Genomic DNA, 13,927 nt, shown 5'->3' with positions numbered 1-13,927 from the left:
AGACTAACGAGAAAATCCAAAAAAATTCATAATACTGTGCCAACGAATATCTTCAATATAACTCAACGAAGGATAATGTTCTAAAAGCCAAAATGAAAGATCCTGCATAGAACCTGTTAAAAACAAAATCCCTGTAAGAATAAGAAAAACACCAATGATTTTTTCAACTTTTCCTAAATGAATACGAAAAGCGCCTAAAAATCGCATAAAACTGCTCGAAAATAAAGCTGCTAACATAAAAGGAATAGCAAGACCTAATGCATAAACCGCTAAGAGAACAGCTCCCTCTCCCACAGTTTCTTTTGTTCCAGCAAGCGTTATAATAGGACCTAAAATAGGGCCAATACACGGTGTCCAACCAAAGGCAAAAGCTAAACCGATAATATACGCGCCTAAAGGACCAGCAGGTGTTTTTTTGGTCTGAAAACGCGCCTCACGAAATAAAAAAGCGATCTTGAAAATCCCCAAAAAATTTAAACCAAAAATAATAATGACAATTCCAGCAGCAAGAGCAAACCAATCACGATAATAACCGATGAATTTCCCAATTGTACTAGCACTGGCACCTAAAGCAACAAAAACAGTCGTAAACCCAAGAACAAAAGCAATAACAGAAGATAATAAAGCCCACCGGATAAAGACTTTCTCATCAGGCTTTTCTGAACGAAAATCATCAATACCAACCCCTGCCATATAGCACAAATAAGGAGGAACTAACGGCAAAACGCATGGTGACAAAAAAGAGAGTGCCCCAGCAAAAAACACACCAACTGTTGAAATTTCAATCAAAATTCATACCCCGTCTTTCATCGTAGTTTACCCCCCCATGAACAACAATCAATCCACATCTTCATCAACTCGCTGCATATTTTCTTCATTCGCTATCACACTTATATCTTCATCATGACCAGAAACGACTGAAAAAACTTTTTGATAGATTTTATCTTTATTTTTAGCAATTGCAATATACTCTCCCTCCGCTAACACGAGTGAAACATACGCACCTACTGTTTCATAAACGATATCACCAGAATCATTGGCAAGAGACCAACTTGTATCTGCAAGCGCTTCTCCTCTTTCTTGTCGCACCAGCTTTAAGACAATCTGAGCGGCCTGATGTTCAAGAGTAACTTCTGTTATTTTACCCGCATCCACTTGAATATCCGAACGAGCCGTCGCATTAATAGAACCATAATGGGAAGCAACATGGTAGCGGCCAGCTTTTAAACGCACAACTGATTGGGGTTTAACATTTGATATAATTACTCCCGTATCATCATTTTCTTTTTCATCCTCATAAATGGTAAAACGGAGTTCCTTTTCATTCATTACGCCATTGAGCAGTGTTGCATTTAAAATGACACCACCAGCCTCAAGATTAAAGTTTTTTACAAGACTCTGCCCATTTTCTAAACGAATATGGCGCACAGCACTCATATGACCAAATGAGACATGAACAAGATAATTTCCTGGTTCGAGATCAAAACGTGCACTTCCCCCCTTATAGGTTGCCACTAATGGTAACTTATTATCAATCCCTAGAATAGGAGCATAAACCCGCCAGACAAGCCCTTTTTCAATATCCGGATGACTATTTGTTAATCGAGCATTCAAAATGAGTTGTGTTTGAGATGCTAAGTTTTCGTTCTCCTGCTCTTGAGTCTTTACAATAAAACTCCTTGATTGTCTCTGCTGCTGATCTTGCCCTTCTCCTGCTTCAGAAAAAGCACAGTGGCTCCAAGTCAATAAAGAAAGCGCCACGCACAACCATACACATCGGTGCACTATTTTTATAAGAATACCCATTTTTGCATTGTTGACCAACATGATCTTTTTTTCAAGAAACAATATCACACAGCCATCATTTTAAATTGAGAAACTTACACCACAACCACATGATGAAACAGCATTGGGATTGTGGATTTGAAAAGACTGCCCCATAAGATCATCAACAAAATCAATCTCAGCTCCTTCCATAAAAGGAAGTGATAGTAAATCAATAAACACAACTGCCCCGTCTTTTTTGAGAACGAGGTCATCTTCACACATTTCAGAAACCAAGTCATATTTATAAGAAAAACCAGAACACCCACCACCTTCAACAGAAATACGTAATGCTATTTTATCGGGTTCACGCAAAAGTATCTGTGCAATTTTTTTGGCAGCAACATCTGAAATTTTCACATTCATTTTATATATCCTTGCATTAAACCATCAAGAAAGAGTATCCTACACTCAAAGAGCAGTTTATTTCTCATAAACCACTCTCAATTTTAAGATGATAATAGACAGCTTGCAATGGATATAGGCAATATCAACTTCAATTACCAATCTCGAGCAGTATACAGTGCTCATCCACAAACAAGCCGTGGTCGATTATACCATGAAACGATGAGCACCACACGCTCACCTTTTCAACGAGATAGAGATCGTATTATCCATTCTAATGCATTTCGACGTCTTAAACATAAAACGCAAGTGTTTATTGCTGATGAAAGCGATCATTACCGTACTCGCCTAACCCATTCCATAGAGGTTTCTCAAATTGCAAGAACATTAGCCCGTGCCCTGTGTCTTGATGAAGACCTTGCCGAAGCCATTGCCCTTGTTCACGACTTTGGACACACACCCTTTGGCCATGCAGGAGAAGATGCTCTTAATGAAGCCATGGTACTTTATGGCGGCTTTGATCATAATGCACAAGCATTACGCATTGTAACAAAACTAGAACAGCGCTATGCAAATTTTGATGGACTTAACCTTACATGGGAAACCCTCGAAGGACTTGTAAAGCATAATGGTCCCCTTTTAGGTCCTCACGCAAAGAATAAGGAGGTTCCTATCGATATTTTACAATACAATGCAAAGCAAGACCTTGCACTCGATTGTTTTGCAGGGCTAGAAGCGCAATGTGCTGCTATTGCAGATGATATCGCATACAATGCGCATGATATTGATGATGGTCTACGTTCGCAATTTTTAACACTCGATCAATTTGAACATGTTCCACTAACAGCAGCAATATTAAAAGATATAACAGATGAGCATCCCCACCTCGACCAAGCGCGTCGCGGTTACACACTTGTACGAAGACAAATAACAACCATGGTTGAAGATGTTATCAAACAATCACAAGAAAATTTAGCACGCATCAAACCAACAAGCATAAACGATATTCACCAAGCAAAACAAACCATTGTCACCTTTTCACCGACAATGACCGTTTATGAAAAAGAACTAAAAAACTTTTTATTTAAAAATCTTTACTACCATGAACAAGTTCTTAGTCGTCGCAATGCAGCAAAATGCATTGTACAAAAATTATTCAATTGTTATTATGAAAATCCAAATACAATGCCTGAAAGTTGGCAGAGCAAAACAGTGCACTTAAAAAATCAAGAGTTAGCACGTTTGATTGCTGACTTTCTTTCAGGCATGACGGATCACTACGCTCTACGTGAATATCAGCGTTTATTTGACCATACAGATAATTTCGTTTAATGGCTTTTGGCATCATCATGGAAGCTAAATATGAATATCTTTAAAAACTTCGAAAAAAAAATTAAGAGATCAATTGAATTATCTGATATAAAAGGAAAAAATGGAGAAGATCTAGATTTATCAAAAATCACTGTTGATCCTCCGCGTGATTCCTCCCACGGTCATTTATCAACCAATGCTGCTATGGTGCTTGCAAAATCTATTGGAATCAATCCACGTGCACTTGCAGATAAAATCATAGAACTTCTTAAAAATGATTCCTCTATCGAAAATATAGATGTTGCCGGTCCTGGTTTTATAAACATAAAGCTTACAAAATTATTTTGGCAAGATGCTATAAAATCTATGCTTGAATTAGGCACTTCTTATGGTCGTATTCCAATGGGACAAGGAAAATGCGTCAATGTTGAATATGTCTCAGCAAATCCCACTGGACCAATGCATGTAGGACACTGCCGCGGAGCAGTTGTTGGGGATGTTCTCTCCAATTTGCTACAATTTACGGGCTATAACATTACAAAAGAGTATTATATCAATGATGCGGGTCAACAAATCGAAGTCCTCGCCCATTCGGTACTATTGCGCTATCGTGAAGCTCTTGGGCAAGAAATTAATGAAATTCCAGAAGGACTCTATCCTGGAGAATACTTGATACCATTGGGTCAATCGCTTGCTCAAGAGTTTGGTGACCAACTCCTCACGATGGATAAAGATGAAGCCTTATCTCTTGTGAAAGAACGTGCAATTCATGCAATGATGTCCATGATTCGCGAAGATTTGGCTGCTCTTAATATTTATCATGATATCTTTTTCTCTGAGCGAATGCTTTATGCAGATAATGCACGCGCCATTCGTAACACCATCAACGACCTCACTTTAAATGGTTATATCTACAAAGGAAAACTCCCCCCTCCCAAAGGACAAAATACAGAAGACTGGGAACCAAGCGAACAAACTTTGTTCCGTTCAACAAATGTCGGTGATGACCAAGACCGTGTTTTAGTCAAATCTGACGGTTCTTACACTTATTTTGCTGCTGATGTTGCTTATTTTCGGGATAAATTTAATCGTCATTTTGATGAAATGATTTATATTCTAGGCGCAGACCATGCGGGCTATGTAAAGCGGCTAGAGGCAATGGCAAAAGCAATTTCTGGGGATAAAGCTAAATTAAGTGTCTTCTTGTGTCAATTGGTAAAACTTTTTCGCAACGGTCATCCTGTACGCATGTCAAAAAGAGCAGGATCTTTTGTCACTTTACGGGATGTTGTCGAAGAGGTTGGGCGTGATCCTGTGCGTTTTATGATGCTATACCGTAAGTGTGAAGCACCTCTTGATTTTGATTTTGCAAAAGTAACAGAACAATCAAAAGATAACCCCATCTTTTACGTACAATATGCAAGTGCACGTTGTCACTCAGTCTTTCGTCAAGCACAAGAAGCGCTTCATATTAAAAGCTTTTCAAATAATACATTGATTGCCCATCTTCATCGATTAACAGATGACCATGAAATATTGTTAATACGCAAACTTTCTGAATATCCACGTATCATTGAACAGGCCGTAATTCATAAAGAACCGCATCGATTAGCGTTTTACCTTTATGACCTTGCCTCCAGCTTTCACACCCATTGGAATAAAGGGAGTGAAAATCTCAATTTACGCTTTATTCAACCTGATGATAAAGAGTTATCCTTTGCAAGATTAGGATTGATACAAGCTGTTATCAATATTTTATCATCAGGGCTTACCATCATAGGAGTCGAAGCACCCATAGAAATGCGTTGAAAAAGTTCTATAAATACATACAATAGGTACTCTATTGATAAACTTTTTCATGTATCCTTGCATGAGAGGGGGAAAATTTATAATTTTAATATAACAAATCAAAATCAACCATTGATTGCACGTAAGTGCAAACCATCATGTGAGAAAAGCTATGAGCGATAACGATCGCAAAAATCTACACGAAACAAAACACGATCATGAACACCATGATCCTTTAGAAAGGCTTACGCGCATTTTTAATCCGCACAAACAAAGCGGAAACCAAAATGAGCAATCGTCTTTAAAAACAGAACGATCAACATCTCACCCCGAAACATCATCCCATGATGATGATTTTGATTTCTCCTTTCTAGAAGAGGAACTTGAAAAAAATTTAGCACATGACTTACCGTTTGATGATCAAAAAAAACAATGGGACTTGCATGCAACCAGCAACGCAACAGCCTCAGATATTGCACAATCTTCTTCTTTCAACCATTCAAAACAAAATAATTTATCTGAAGAGAAATATTCTTCACCTAGCAGTCATGATGAAGAACAAATTTTAGATGAGCTTTCTCCATTACCAATCCCAAAGAATCAATCACATCAACAGAAAAAAACAGCAACCAATGCTGATCCTTTTCTTGAAAAAAGTAATCTTATGTCACAATCAGAATCAGAAAATTTCTTTTTTGATAAATCTGAAAGGCACGAAAATAAGAGAGAGACGCCAGAAGATGTTGAACAAACCAATCGTTTTTCACAAATAAATTCACAACAACCTGAGACTACGAATATACAAAAAACTTATGAGGACAATCAAAACCTCTATGACACTCCTATAAACCATCCCTATAAAATTTCAGCTGATCAAGAAAATTGGATTAAAAAAGATTATCCTGATGTCTCCTCTTCTACAGAGGAAAATGAGTTTTTCTCATCTTCTAATCTTGTGTCAGAAAGACAAAACACTGCAAGAAATCAAACAACAAGTACCTTCTCCTCACCTTTAGATTCTCCACCAGTTGATAGACAATCTTATTTAAAGGGAGCTTCACAAGAAGATCATACAACCAATTATCCCCATTTTTTTGCAGCCCCCCCCTCACAACAAGAAACTTATGGCGAAAAAGTTCCGATATATGATGAGGCTCGAGCCCAATACATCAATAACGCCGAAGGTGCCTCTAACCCAAATAGAGAAATTTCATATAATGAAAATAATTTAGATGAGTTTCTTTCCTCATCCCCCTCTTTAAATACAAAACAAACGGATGGCTTTTTTGCCCATAACTATACGCACAGAGATACTCCCCCTCCCAATGTTGATACTTATAAATTTTCAGAGGAAATCGTAGAAAAAACTGGTCCTATTATGGTTCCAGAAGTCCCGTATGAAGCGCCAGAATATGATGTGCCAACTAATGGTGGTTTAGAAGAAGAATTTGCTGATGTACTCAATGTAGGGAATGTCCCAACGGATAATTTTTCTCAAAAAAAACAGAAAAACGAGGTTTTTAGTGAAGTTTTTCATCAGTCTATGCAAAATTCAAAAGAAGGTGTTTATATAAACTCTAAAGAACAAAATTCCGACTATTTTTCTTCTGCCAATATGGAATATAATTTTCCCTCTTTTAGCGAGAATTCATCATACACAAACTCAGATGAGGTTCCCACACCTCCATCAGCTCCTCCTCCCTTAAAAAGTTTTATTTTTGGTAAAACTTTCATTAAAGGTTTTTTTATACTTATTTTAATAGGACTTGGGTTTGCTGGTTATTCTCATTTTTTTATGCCATCACAAAAAAATGAAGAAACGGTCATTATCCACGCTGATAATACGCCTTTTAAATTCAAACCAGAAACAACTGAAACGAAAAATGATGTTGCACATAATTTAGATATTTATAAACAAACAACTGAACAAAATGAGAAACAAGAAAATACACAACAATTTCTTATTGATAACTCTGAACAACCTGAAAATTTAAAAGAATTAAACCCTGAAGAATCTTCAAGCGTTTCCTCATCGTCTTTAAATGAATCTGATGTTGAAGATGCAGTCACAGAAGCCATAAATCATACTATTCCAATGCGAGAAGTACAAACTGTTATTGTCAATCAAGATGGTACAGTTACACTAGCCCCCGCGCATCAAACAAACAGCAAAACTGCTGCTCAATCTGAAGAAAGCATTGATCAAACTTCTAATGAACTTCAAGATTCGTCCCTTGTTTCGTCGCATGATTCTGATATAAACGACCAAGAAAGAGATCATGATCTCAAAAATAATATTGATAAAATAATCGCAGAAAATAATTCTAGCTCAAATATTGAAGAAAAATTTATCCCTATCCCTTCCCATGCAGAAAGAAATACACAAGTTGAAACACCAGCCGCGTCTCGCCCCATATCACCAAACAGAGTCGCAGCACAAAATTCAGAAAGTTATTACGTACAACTTGCATCTCAACCAACGTATGAGCTCGCTAGAAATTCTTTAAAAAATATGAAATCTAAATTTGGATTCCTTATCGGTGCCCGTTCTTTAAATATTCAATCCGCTTTTATACCAGGAAAAGGTACTTATTACCGTGTTCGGATTCAAGCGCAAGACCGTAATGAAGCCATAATCCTTTGTGAATCCATTAAAAGTTCTGGTGGAAGCTGCTTCATCACACGCTAAACCAATAATGCAACGGTTTTAACAACCGTTGCATTATTTATTTCCATACCATTTAATTACTTATCAAAAACTTCAGAAATTAAAATCATTCCTCTCTTTTTTATGTCTTTGTGCTGACTTTATTCCTTAATCTACGTCGATTTTCGCCCTATCTAAAAGATTATATTTACGAAAAAATTACTCCGTACCCTTATAGGTATAAGGTACAGGAGGAAGCGAATTTAAATCTTTTTTGGGCGTTGTTACACTTTGGCTTGTTTCTGGGGTATTATAACGCGAACTATGTTCAGGAGATTTTGCAAAAAAAGATCCTAAAAAACCAAAAATAAACCAGATAATAACCATCGCAAGAAGAATAGCAAAAATACCCTTAGCGATTGAAACAGGTTGTTCACGACCTCTTCTTTCTGCGGCCATACGTTCTTCATATGTGTGATAATTTTTATCAATCATAGTGGATTCCTTTTCTCAATTCCCTTACCTTTAAATTTCTAGAAAATATGCATATATGCAATTATTCAGATACTTATTGTGAGAAAACGATAATTATAAACAAAAGTTCCAGTTTACTTCATAAAGTTGAGAAAAAGAAGCGAGGATAGAATTAAAATATCTACCCTACTCTAGCCTTTGAATTCTATAATAAACCCCTTTGTATTCTATAATAAAACATTGACACAAAGGTTTTGTTAATAATAGAGTTATAATCAAAATATTTCATTATTTTTATTAATAAAAATGAAACATACTCAAAAGGTTTTTTATGAAATCTCCCATATCATCGCTTCCCTTTAAAATAGAAAAACACCCATCTCCTCTGTCAGAAGAAAAATATGAAGAAATTTTAAAAAGTCCCGGTTTTGGTCAATTTTTTACAGACCACATGTGTACTATTCAATGGACTGAAGACAAAGGCTGGCACAATGCCGTCATTTCTCAATACAAAGCTTTAGAAATTAACCCTGCAAGTACCGTTTTACATTACGGACAGGAAATTTTTGAGGGTTTAAAAGCATATCGTGCAAAAGATGGACGCATCTTGCTCTTCCGTCCTGATGCCAATGCACAACGCTTTATAGAATCAGCGAGGCGTTTAGCTATGCCAGAATTGCCAAAAGATATTTTTCTGGATGCCGTTCATCAATTAGTAAAGATTGATCAAAAATGGGTTTCTGATCAGCCCAACGCTAGCCTCTATATCCGTCCATTTATGTTTGGCAATGAAAACTTTTTGGGAGTCCGCCCTTCTCAAGAATATCTTTTTTGTGTCATAGCCTCTCCAGTTGAATCCTATTTCAAAGGAGAAGAAAAATCTGTCAGCGTCTGGATTGAAACAGATTATAGTCGTGCCGGTCCAAGAGGAACAGGGGCTGCCAAATGTGGTGGAAACTATGCAGCAAGCTTACTGGCACAAAAAACTGCAACTGAAAATAATTGTAGCCAAGTACTCTTCCTTGATATGATTGAACATAAATGGATTGAAGAACTTGGTGGTATGAATGTCTGCTTTATTATGGACAATAATACACTTGTAACCCCCCCACTTAATGGAACTATCCTTCCAGGGATAACCCGTGATTCAATCTTAAGGTTAGCTCAACAAATGGGATTAAAAATAGAAGAGCGTCCTTATTCTTTTACAGCGCTTCAAGAAGATGCAAAGAGTGGACACCTTAAAGAAGCCTTTGCTTGTGGTACAGCTGCCGTTATCACATCAATTGGTCGTTTTAGATATAAAGGGGGAGAATTTATTATTGGAAATGAAACAGTTGGAGAAGTTACAAAGCAGCTTCGTACACAATTGGTTGGCATTCAAAAAGGGAACATAGAAGATAAAAATGGCTGGGTACATTCTGTCCAGATCTCATAATATTTAAGGTATTCTCATATCTATAAACGCTTCCATGAAAGTAGATTCATGGAAGCGTTTTTCCTAGAAAAACTCCCTCTATTTTTAGTGACAAAAAAGAAAGCATTAATCAAATTTCGAATGATTTCTATGCTTTGCTTTAATATTACGGACTGTACCCGTATGGGAGCGCATTACGAGAGTTTCCGTTTGAATGTAACGAGATGTAAATTTAACACCAGAAAGCATATTGCCATCTGTCACCCCTGTTGCTGAAAACAAAACATCACCCTTTGCCATTTCTTCCATTGTATAAACCTTATTGGGATCACTAATCCCCATTTTAGCTGCACGAGCAATTTTCTCTTCTGTATCAAGCAGCAAACGACCTTGCATCTGTCCTCCAATGCAGCGCAAAGCAGCAGAAGCTAAGACACCTTCAGGTGCTCCACCAATCCCCATATAGATATCAATACCTGTTTCTTCTGGATCAGTTGTATCAATAACAGCAGCCACATCTCCATCCCCAATCAAGCGAATCGACGCCCCTGTCGCTCGTACTTCATTAACCAATTTTTCATGACGAGGTCTATCCATAATACAAACAACAATCTGATTAACAGTCACTCCTTTAGCCTTCGCAAGAGCATGTATATTATCGGTAGGACAAGCATCTATATCGACTACTCCCTTTGGATAACCAGGACCAATAGCAATTTTGTTCATATAAACATCAGGGGCATAAAGGAGATTACCCTTTTCAGCAATTGCAACTACTGCCAAAGAATTGGCAATATTTTTAGCACAAAGTGTTGTACCCTCTAGTGGATCAAGTGCAATATCGATCGCCAATCCACTTTGAAGACCTACTTTTTCTCCAATATAAAGCATAGGCGCTTCATCCCGCTCACCTTCACCAATCACCACTGTACCATCAATAGGCAATCGATTAAGTTCCTGCCGCATTGCATCTACAGCAGCTTGATCCGCTGCCTTTTCATCGCCACGTCCGCGCCAGCGTGCAGCAGCAACAGCAGCACGTTCAGTAACACGTACCAATTCAAGCGTCAAAATACGATCAAGTCCATTTAAAATCTTCTGAGTTGTGGGCATATGAAAAAATCCTACCGAATGAATACCAGAAAAAATATGAGTCCTTATTAAATACTAAGAATAAAGTTTTTTGGCAAAGATGAAAATTTTCCACAAGAGATAAAAGAACTCAAGCGTGCTTTTTTATTATCAAGAAAGTTATCAATTCTTTGCCATAGGTTCAATACGAATAAATTGAGATTTTGCAACAAGATGTCCATCTTTTTCAATTTCTGCAAGTGCCTGTCGTACATTCACCTCTGTTGTTTCGTGCGTAATTAAAATAATTGTTTTTTCAATTTGATCTTCTACAAAAGATCTTTGAACAATCGACTCCAATGAGATGTGATTATCAGCCATATGCCTTGCGACCTCGGCAAAAACGCCAGTACGATCATGAACATTTAAACGAATAAAATAACCACCTGCATGATGCGAAATACGTGCTTTTTTATGAGGAGCAAGTTCTAATGCTGGACGTCTTAAAACAGGTGCATACTGAAAACCAGAACGTGCTTTTGCTATATCAGCCAAATCACCAATAACGGCTGATGCTGTTGCCTTTCCTCCGGCGCCAGGACCAGAAAACAGTAATTCACCTAATAAATCACTTTGAATAGAAAGAGCATTGGTTACACCATTTATCTGTGCAATCATTGAGGATGTTGGTACCATTGTTGGATGAACGCGTTGCTCTATTCCAGAATCCGTTTTTAATGCAACCCCTAAAAGCTTAATCCGATACCCCAATTCATCAGCTGCTCGAATATCAATTTGCGAAATATTATGAATTCCTTCAACATAAACATCATCTAACGAAACAGCAGTTCCAAATGCCAAGCTTGTCAACAAAGCTAATTTATGAGCAGTATCATTTCCCTCAATATCAAAACTTGGATCTGCTTCAGCATACCCAAGTCTCTGTGCATCTGCTAAACAATCTTTAAATGAAAGACCTTCCGTAAACATACGTGTTAATATATAATTACAGGTTCCATTGAGAATACCATAAATTCGCGATATGCGATTACTAACAAGTGATTCTCTCATCGCTTTGATAACAGGAATCCCCCCTGCAACAGCTGCTTCAAAATGAAGAAAAACACCTTTTTTTTCTGCAATTATAGCCAGCTCTACTCCATGTCGAGCAAGAAGAGCTTTATTGGCTGTTACAACATGATGTCCCGCCTCAAGCGCTCTCTTAACAGCGGTATACACCACATCCAATTCACCACCAATTAACTCTACAAAAACATCAATCTCATCAGAAGCAGCCAACTCCACAGGTGAATCAAACCATTTTATACCACTAAGATCAATTCCACGATTGCGACCTTTATCACGCGCACTAACAGCAACAACTTTGATGAATCGCCCACATTGACAAGCTAAACTATTCGCTTTTTCACATAGAGTTCGAACAACTGAAGTACCAACTGTACCAAGTCCCGCAACACCAACCTTTAAAGCTTCTGCCATTATTAACCACTGATCCCTATCTTCATTGAAAAATCGTTTAAATGATGTGCCAATCAACACAAAAAGTACTTATGTTCATAAGAACAAAAGAAATACCCTGCTCTATTTATTTCATTTTCTCTAATAGAATTATCCCCGCTTGTTCAATCAACATTCCTAAAAATATAATATTTATTGTCTTCAAAGATTTCAGAATCTTTATAAAATATCTAATTCAGAATGAAAATCTGTAAAACAGATAAATGCAAGTTTCCATAAAAAAAGTTCTAAAAAATAATCAATAACAAGTTAAAGAATATTGAAGACTTGGTAAGAAAGAATAAAAACATCTCTTCTAAATCAACAAGTATGGAACAAAAAACATTCTTTCATATGATAACTTAGGGAATGGATAAAATGAAAGTAGATCAGTAAATGATAACACATTCCTTCCTACCATTCCATAGCTTTAACTATAAATCTTTAATGCAAAAATCTTAACGCACTCATATATCAAAATAGAACCTTACATTAAAGTAAAAAACAAGACTTAATATGCGCACACCCTAATTCTGAAATATTATAAATATGGAGAATAAATTTGCAAAATTCGAATATTTTATCTCAACTTATTGCACCTCTTTAAAAAACTAGCGAATTGAAATGAGAAAAAACTCAATCTACCCTTTATCCACACTAATTCATTTTCAAATCAAGAACCTTCTCAATATGTAAAAGAGCAAATGAATGGTTTTTAATTTTAAAAATTTTACAGACATGTAAAAGTAAATATAAAAAAATATTTTCTTCATATATTCTATAAAAATTGATTTAATATTTTCATTTTTAGCATACAGATATCTATTTATATTTTGTTAAACTGCAAATAATCTATGGATTGTTCATAGAAAAACTTTTGTATTATTTGTTAATTTGGTAATAAATATTTTCTTTCTACTTCATAAATTATACAGTTTTTGCTTTATGATAAACTCAAATGAGAAATCTTCTGTATAAAGGCTCTTTCAAGCAAGTTAAATAATATTCTCATGTGGTGAGCAAAGATAACAAGCGATAAAATATGCAAAAAATAAATACATTAAAAATGCTGTTTTTGATCATTTTTGCCTACTCCTCAAAACTGAAAATATCATTCCCTGAGATGATACCCACATCAAAATTTTCTATCAATCATGATAACTTTATATTTTTTCTACAAAAAATCTTAGAAAATAAAATGATCTAAACAGGAATCGCTCAAAAATTATTCAATAAAACACACTTTTTTCAAAAAAAATGACACAGAGGGCTTGCGAAGTAAAAAGATCCTCTCTATAAGCCTCATCATTGGTTTGCGCCCATCGTCTAGCGGTTAGGACATCGCCCTTTCACGGCGGAAACAGGGGTTCGATTCCCCTTGGGCGTACCATGTTTCTTTTTTCTGTACATAATCTATTGATTTTATATATCTTTTTTAAAGTACGGGATACGTGGATAAAAGTTAGGGAATAGGATTTTCTAACATTTGTCTACAACAGTAGCATTTTCTTTTCTTTGCGCTTCGCTAATCA

10 protein-coding genes and 1 tRNA gene are annotated in these 13,927 nt (G+C 36.4%); 5 read left to right on the top strand and 6 right to left on the bottom strand.

The genetic code is table 11. The features are described 5' to 3' along the window. Positions 1-3 precede the first annotated feature (3 nt). From ACFINX_RS04285 to ACFINX_RS04275, 3 genes are read right to left on the bottom strand one after another with little or no spacing between them, the layout of a single operon-like run. Positions 4-792, bottom strand: a complete 789-nt coding sequence (locus tag ACFINX_RS04285; protein ID WP_375610470.1) for a cytochrome c biogenesis CcdA family protein — start codon at positions 790-792, stop codon at positions 4-6. 45 nt (positions 793-837) lie between these two features. Next, the gene (locus tag ACFINX_RS04280; protein WP_375627806.1) at positions 838-1,827 is read right to left on the bottom strand and encodes a carboxypeptidase regulatory-like domain-containing protein; all 990 of its coding nucleotides are present in this window, start codon (positions 1,825-1,827) and stop codon (positions 838-840) included. A gap of 39 nt (positions 1,828-1,866) precedes the next feature. Next, complete coding sequence (locus tag ACFINX_RS04275) at positions 1,867-2,190, bottom strand: iron-sulfur cluster assembly accessory protein (RefSeq protein ID WP_273791197.1); 324 nt, start codon at positions 2,188-2,190, stop codon at positions 1,867-1,869. A 108-nt stretch (positions 2,191-2,298) separates the two neighbouring features. Between ACFINX_RS04275 and ACFINX_RS04270 the strand changes: the two genes are divergently transcribed. The 3 genes from ACFINX_RS04270 (at position 2,299) to ACFINX_RS04260 (ending at position 7,957) form a co-directional block, all read left to right on the top strand. Continuing rightward, the gene (locus tag ACFINX_RS04270; RefSeq protein ID WP_375638219.1) at positions 2,299-3,501 is read left to right on the top strand and encodes a deoxyguanosinetriphosphate triphosphohydrolase; all 1,203 of its coding nucleotides are present in this window, start codon (positions 2,299-2,301) and stop codon (positions 3,499-3,501) included. Between the two features lie 30 nt (positions 3,502-3,531). Beyond that, positions 3,532-5,289 (top strand): arginine--tRNA ligase, encoded by a 1,758-nt coding sequence (gene argS, locus ACFINX_RS04265; RefSeq protein ID WP_375627798.1) that lies wholly within the window; start codon positions 3,532-3,534, stop codon positions 5,287-5,289. Between the two features lie 151 nt (positions 5,290-5,440). Then, on the top strand, positions 5,441-7,957 hold the full coding sequence (locus tag ACFINX_RS04260) for an SPOR domain-containing protein (RefSeq protein WP_375627799.1): 2,517 nt from the start codon (positions 5,441-5,443) through the stop codon (positions 7,955-7,957). A 177-nt stretch (positions 7,958-8,134) separates the two neighbouring features. On the opposite strand, the gene ACFINX_RS04255 is transcribed toward ACFINX_RS04260, so the two are convergent. Continuing rightward, entirely contained in the window at positions 8,135-8,410 is a 276-nt protein-coding gene (locus ACFINX_RS04255; RefSeq protein ID WP_375611528.1) for a hypothetical protein, read from the bottom strand. A 310-nt stretch (positions 8,411-8,720) separates the two neighbouring features. Between ACFINX_RS04255 and ACFINX_RS04250 the strand changes: the two genes are divergently transcribed. Then, positions 8,721-9,827, top strand: coding sequence for a branched-chain amino acid aminotransferase (locus ACFINX_RS04250; protein WP_375638220.1), 1,107 nt, complete (start codon positions 8,721-8,723; stop codon positions 9,825-9,827). Positions 9,828-9,932: 105 nt separating this feature from the next. Here ACFINX_RS04250 and glpX read toward each other — a convergent pair whose 3' ends face one another. Continuing rightward, positions 9,933-10,919: a class II fructose-bisphosphatase gene (gene glpX / locus ACFINX_RS04245; RefSeq protein WP_375617770.1), complete on the bottom strand. Its 987-nt coding sequence runs from the start codon at positions 10,917-10,919 to the stop codon at positions 9,933-9,935. 141 nt (positions 10,920-11,060) lie between these two features. Beyond that, positions 11,061-12,377, bottom strand: a complete 1,317-nt coding sequence (locus ACFINX_RS04240; RefSeq protein ID WP_375627802.1) for a homoserine dehydrogenase — start codon at positions 12,375-12,377, stop codon at positions 11,061-11,063. 1,333 nt (positions 12,378-13,710) lie between these two features. Here ACFINX_RS04240 and ACFINX_RS04235 point away from each other — a divergent pair. Further along, a tRNA-Glu gene (locus ACFINX_RS04235) sits at positions 13,711-13,785 on the top strand. The last annotated feature ends 142 nt before the right edge of the window (positions 13,786-13,927 follow it).

It is taken from the genome of Bartonella sp. AP36NXGY, from assembly GCF_042195865.1.
Lineage (GTDB): Bacteria > Pseudomonadota > Alphaproteobacteria > Rhizobiales > Rhizobiaceae > Bartonella.
The sequence above is the reverse complement of the archived record's forward strand: the minus strand, read 5'-3'. Positions and strand labels throughout refer to the sequence as shown.